7 protein-coding genes are annotated in these 5,654 nt (G+C 58.0%); 3 read left to right on the forward strand and 4 right to left on the reverse strand.

Annotated features, from left to right (window positions below; translation table 11 throughout):
- From PMI22_RS07880 to PMI22_RS07865, 4 genes are all read right to left on the reverse strand, one after another.
- On the reverse strand, positions 1-598 hold a 598-nt coding region (locus PMI22_RS07880; RefSeq protein WP_007947574.1), incomplete at its 3' end, for a molybdopterin-dependent oxidoreductase.
- Entirely contained in the window at positions 589-855 is a 267-nt protein-coding gene (locus PMI22_RS07875; protein WP_007947575.1) for a chaperone NapD, read from the reverse strand. The genes PMI22_RS07880 and PMI22_RS07875, both read right to left, overlap by 10 nt.
- Before the next feature lie 40 nt (positions 856-895).
- Positions 896-1,063 carry a periplasmic nitrate reductase, NapE protein gene (locus PMI22_RS07870; RefSeq protein WP_007947576.1) on the reverse strand — a complete coding sequence of 56 codons (168 nt, stop codon included), beginning with the start codon at positions 1,061-1,063 and terminating at the stop codon, positions 896-898.
- A gap of 164 nt (positions 1,064-1,227) precedes the next feature.
- Positions 1,228-2,781: a sigma-54-dependent phenylalanine hydroxylase transcriptional regulator PhhR gene (locus PMI22_RS07865; protein ID WP_007947577.1), complete on the reverse strand. Its 1,554-nt coding sequence runs from the start codon at positions 2,779-2,781 to the stop codon at positions 1,228-1,230.
- A 280-nt stretch (positions 2,782-3,061) separates the two neighbouring features.
- On the opposite strand from PMI22_RS07865, the gene phhA reads away from it, so the two are divergent.
- The 3 genes from phhA to PMI22_RS07850 all read left to right on the forward strand — a co-directional run bounded on the left by phhA (position 3,062) and on the right by PMI22_RS07850 (position 5,507).
- Positions 3,062-3,853: a phenylalanine 4-monooxygenase gene (gene phhA, locus PMI22_RS07860; protein ID WP_007947579.1), complete on the forward strand. Its 792-nt coding sequence runs from the start codon at positions 3,062-3,064 to the stop codon at positions 3,851-3,853.
- Positions 3,854-3,957: 104 nt separating this feature from the next.
- On the forward strand, positions 3,958-4,314 hold the full coding sequence (locus tag PMI22_RS07855) for a 4a-hydroxytetrahydrobiopterin dehydratase (protein WP_007947580.1): 357 nt from the start codon (positions 3,958-3,960) through the stop codon (positions 4,312-4,314).
- Entirely contained in the window at positions 4,314-5,507 is a 1,194-nt protein-coding gene (locus tag PMI22_RS07850; protein WP_007947581.1) for an amino acid aminotransferase, read from the forward strand. The genes PMI22_RS07855 and PMI22_RS07850 overlap by 1 nt, the downstream gene beginning before the upstream one ends.
- The last annotated feature ends 147 nt before the right edge of the window (positions 5,508-5,654 follow it).

Consider the following 5,654-nt stretch of genomic DNA (forward strand, 5'->3'; position numbering starts at 1 on the left):
CCATCGGCTCATCCATACCGAACGTGCGCATAAAGCCCATGACCGCCGAGGCCATGCAGTGACGCGCATTGGGGTCAATGTTGTTGGAGCGAAAACCCGCCTTCATCAACTTGTTGGCCGCGTACCCTTCCCAGACGGTCCACTGACCTGATCCGAACATGGCGATGGACTCGGACCCCTTGTTTTTTATCGCCTCCTTGAACTTCAACTCCATCACATCAAACGCTTGATCCCAGGACACCGGTTGAAACTCGCCTTGCTTGTCATACTGCCCGTTGGTCATGCGCAACAGCGGCTGGGTCAGGCGATCAACGCCGTACATGATTTTCGACAGGAAGTAGCCTTTGACGCAGTTCAGTCCGCGATTGACCTCGGCTTTCACATCACCATGAGTGGCGACCACCCGATTGTCCTTGGTCGCCACCATGACGCTGCACCCGGTTCCGCAAAAACGGCAAGGCGCTTTATTCCAGTCCAGGGCCACCCGGTCTTCTTCGGTGATCAGGTTGCTGGCAGAGGTAAACACCGGGAGCCCCGCCGCCGCTGCGGCGATCCCGGCTGCCTGGGCTTTGACAAACTCGCGTCGAGTCATAGGCATGTGCTTTCTCCCGTCACATCGAGAATCTCGTGATAAACGAGGGCGGCATTGAGCACACCCGGCAAGCCATTGATCTCGCTGATGCGCCGGGAAATCTCACTTTCGTCTTCCATCTCCAGCACCACAACCAGCTTGCCGGCGGGACTTTCCTGGTGCAGTTCAACGCCTTCGAGCAACCGCAAGTTGGCTTTCACCGCCTCGAACAATTCAGGGTGGGCAAGCACCACCAGACTGGCAATATGCAGCGTCTTTTCCATGACCCGTACTCCCCGTCTTTTTGCTAAAGATGGACAACGATCAGTGAAGTGAACCAGGAGGGCCGAGCAACATTTGCAGAAACCAGACAAAGAAACCGTAACCACCCACTATCGCCACCGACAGCAGTGGGAAGAGAACGACAATCAGGAAAAAGAACAGACGGGTTTCTTTGCGCGCTTGCTGGGTAGAGTCATCCGCTGATGGCATGGTTATCGCTCCTGCCAAACTTTGAGCTTCAGCCTAGATGGCTTGCTTGGCGAAATCCATGATTCAGATCAACGGCGGGGTGGTAGCGCTTCAATTAACATTTCGAAGCGCCGGAGAATGATTAACAACAACTTACCATTCTTGTTTATCAGATCAGTTAACGCTCAAGTTTTGCCAATTTCATAGTCACGCAACTTATTGGCAATGGTGGTGTGAGAGACCCCCAGGCGCTTACCCAGCAGCCGACTGCTGGAATGCTCGGAGTACAACCGCTCCAACACCGCTTTCTCGAAACGCCCGACAATCTCGTCAAGCCCTCCCTCAAGCGAAAAATCGCCAAGCGGCTGACGCACACCGTAATCCGGCAGACGAATATGTTCGGCCTTGACCGTCCCGCCCTCACACAATGAAACCGCCTGGAACAACACGTTTTCCAATTGCCGGACATTGCCCGGCCAGTTGTAATGACTCAGCCGCTCCATCGCCGCCGGCGCCAGTTTCGGCAGTGGGCAACCGATCTGCCGGCTGGCCTGGTCGAGGAAGTGCTCCACCAACGGCGTCAAACCGTCGAGGCATTCACGCAATGGCGGAATGTGCAGCGAAAGGACGTTCAAGCGGTGATACAAATCCTGGCGAAATTCGCCCCGCGCGCACAGTTCGGACAAATCCACCTGGGTTGCGCAGATCACCCGCACATCCAGATACACCTCTTCATCGCTGCCTACGCGACGGAAGCAACCGTCCTGCAGGAAGCGCAGCAATTTCACCTGCAAGCGCGGGCTCATTTCCCCTACGCCATCGAGAAACAGCGTACCGCCCGCAGTCAGCTCCAACAGACCCAGCTTGCCTTCGGCGCGCGCGCCTTCGAAGGCGCCGGGGCCGTAACCGAACAACTCGGTCTCAGCCATCGACTCCGGCAAGCCGGCGCAGTTGAGTGCCATTAATGGAGATTGCCCGCGCGGGCTGGCCAAGTGACAAGCGCGCGCCAGCAACTCTTTACCGGTGCCGGTTTCGCCTTCTATCAGAAGCGGTGCATCCAGCGGCGCCATGCGCCGGGCTTCGCGCACCACTGCCGCCATCACTTTCGAGCTTTGAAAAATGCTGTCGAACCCGCGCAGTTCCTGTTTGCGCACGTTGTAGATGCGCTCACCCACCCGGTCCGCGCGGTGCAGCGTCAGCACTGCACCGGCCATGGCTTCGCTGTCGTCATGCTCCGATTGCAACGGCGCGATGTCGGCCAGAAACACGTCGCCCTTGACCTTGACCCGCAGCCCATTGATGCGCGACTTGTTAGCCCGCACCAGCTCCGGCAAATCAAAATCCTCGGCGTACCGCGACAGCGGAATCCCCGGCACTTCATCCACACGCACCCCGAGCAACTGCGCCGCCGCCCGGTTGGCCGCGACAATGGAGCCGCCCATGTCGATCGACAACACCGGAAACTCCAGGGCGCCGAGCAAGGCATTGAGCTCCATGTGCCGACGTTCGCTGGGCATCAGCCCTACGCGTTTGACGCCGAATACTCCGGCAATCGATTCGAATTTCGGACGCAGCGCCTGGAACTGAATGTTGATCAGGTTTGGACAATGCAGGTAGATCGCATTGCCATGCTCACCGCCGACCTCGCCCCGGGCGACGTTGATCCCGTATTCCACCAGCAAGTTGAGAATGTCGCGCAGGATACCGATGCGGTTCTGGCAGTGGACTTTAATACGCATATAAAGGCCCGAAGAAATGGGGAATCGAGGCCCCGCGCAAGAAATTTTCTGCGCTGACGCCAAAGTAGTCGTCAAGATTATGTGACACCTGAGCGCCTTTTCAAACCGGCAAATCTCAATAGCTGCGCGATCGCCGCGATTCCGTAACGAATATTTTACGAAAAATGGCGACTTTTCCTACGCAAACCACCCAGCACCCGCTGTAACGACGCACCTCTTGGGGTATTTCTAGGTCCATAGCAGCACATAACAAGAACGAATCCCCTAGCAGGAGAGCAGCATGAAGCAGACGCAATACGTGGCTCGCGAGCCCGATGCGCAAGGTTTTATCGACTACCCCGCTGAAGAACACGCGGTGTGGAACACGCTGATCACTCGTCAACTGAAAGTGATCGAAGGTCGTGCGTGCCAGGAATACCTGGACGGTATCGAAAAACTCGGTCTGCCCCACGACCGCATTCCGCAACTCGGTGAAATCAACAAAGTCCTCGGTGAAACCACCGGCTGGCAAGTGGCCCGAGTTCCGGCGCTGATCCCCTTCCAGACTTTTTTCGAATTGCTGGCCAGCAAGCAGTTTCCGGTGGCGACGTTTATTCGTACCCGCGAAGAGCTGGATTACCTGCAAGAGCCGGACATTTTCCACGAGATTTTTGGCCACTGTCCGCTGCTGACCAACCCCTGGTTTGCCGAGTTCACCCATACCTACGGCAAACTTGGCCTGCAAGCGACCAAGGAAGAACGCGTGTACCTGGCGCGCCTGTACTGGATGACCATCGAGTTCGGCCTGGTCGATACCGCTGAAGGTCTGCGCATTTACGGCGGCGGCATTCTTTCTTCGCCAAAAGAAACCGTTTACTGCCTGTCCAACGAGCCTGAACATCAGGCGTTCGATCCGCTGGAATGCATGCGCACGCCGTATCGCATCGACATCCTGCAACCGCTGTACTTTGTCTTGCCGAACCTCAAGCGTCTGTTTGATGTAGCCCATGAAGACATCATGAGCATGGTCAAACAAGGCATGCAGCTGGGCTTGCACACCCCGAAATTTCCGCCGAAGGCAAAGGCTGCGTGATCCGCTGCTTTTAGAATCAAGTGAGCCTGTCAGGAACCGACGCTTTGGTTTAGCGTGGTGACACTGACGGCCGATTTCCAATAATTCGATTTCAGGAATTCATCATGTCCACATTGAACCAAGCCCACTGCGAAGCCTGCCAGGCCGGTGCCCCTCAGGTCAGCGACGAAGAGTTGCCGGTACTGATCAAGCAGATCCCTGACTGGAACATCGAAGTCCGCGACGGCGTCATGCAGCTGGAAAAACAGTTCCTGTTCAAAAACTTCAAACACGCACTGGCGTTCACCAACGCCGTCGGCGAAATCTCCGAGGCTGAAGGTCACCACCCTGGCCTGCTGACCGAATGGGGCAAAGTCACCGTCACCTGGTGGAGCCACTCCATCAAAGGCCTGCACCGCAACGACTTCATCATGGCCGCACGCACTGACGAAGTGGCCAAGGACGCCGAGGGCCGCAAATAATGCATTTCGACGCCATCGGTCGAGTCCCCGGCGATCCGATTCTCGGTTTGATGGAAGCCTATGCGCAGGACCCAAACCCGCGCAAATTCGACCTCGGTGTGGGTGTCTACAAAGACGCCCAGGGCCTGACGCCGATTCCGCAGTCGGTGAAGCTTGCCGAGCAGCGTCTGGTGGATCGTCAAACCACCAAGACCTACATCGGTGGTCACGGCGAGCCGGCGTTCGGCAAAGCCATCAGTGAACTGGTGCTCGGCGCGGACTCCGCGCTGATCGCCGGGCAACTCGCCGGGGCGACCCAGACGCCGGGCGGCACCGGTGCGTTGCGTTTGAGCGCCGATTTCATCGCCCAATGCCTGCCGGGCCGTGGCGTGTGGTTGAGCAACCCGACCTGGCCGATCCACGAAACCATTTTCGCGGCGGCCGGGGTCAAGGTCAGTCACTACCCGTACGTCGGCAGTGATAATCGCCTCGACGTCGACGCCATGCTTGCGGTGCTGAATGAAGCACCGAAGGGCGACGTGGTGTTGCTGCACGCCTGCTGCCACAACCCGACCGGTTTCGATCTGTCCCATGATGACTGGCACCGCGTGCTGGACGTCGTGCGCAGTCGCGATCTGTTGCCGTTGATCGACTTCGCCTACCAGGGTTTCGGCGATGGTCTGGAGCAGGATGCGTGGTCGACCCGCTTGTTCGCGGACGCGTTGCCGGAAGTACTCATCACCAGTTCCTGCTCGAAGAACTTCGGTTTGTACCGCGACCGCACCGGCGCGCTGATTGTCTGTGCGAAAAGCGCTGACAAGCTGGTGGACATCCGCAGCCAACTGGCCAACATCGCCCGCAATCTGTGGTCGACGCCGCCGGATCACGGTGCCGCCGTGGTGGCGACCATTCTTGGCGATCCAGAGCTGAAAAGCCTATGGGCCGACGAAGTGGAAGCCATGCGTTTGCGTATCGCTCAATTGCGTAGCGGCCTGGTCGAAGCGCTGGAACCCTATGGTTTGCGCGAGCGTTTTGCGCACATTGGCGTGCAACGCGGGATGTTCTCCTACACCGGTTTGACGGCTGAGCAGGTTAAACAGCTGCGCGATCATCACAGCGTTTACATGGTCAACTCCGGCCGGGCCAACGTGGCGGGGATCGATGCGACGCGTCTGGATTTGCTGGCCGAGGCAATTGCCAACGTCTGCAAGTAACGCTCCCTGTAGCAGCTGCCGAGCCTGCGAGCCTGCGAGGCTGCGTTCGGCTGCAAAGCAGTCGTAAACCCGGTGAATGCGGTCTCCTTGAGAGACCGCAGTGTCTGAATTCACGACTGCTTCGCAGCCGAACGCAGCCTCGCAGGC

This window comes from Pseudomonas sp. GM21, from assembly GCF_000282215.1.
Classification (GTDB): Bacteria; Pseudomonadota; Gammaproteobacteria; order Pseudomonadales; family Pseudomonadaceae; genus Aquipseudomonas.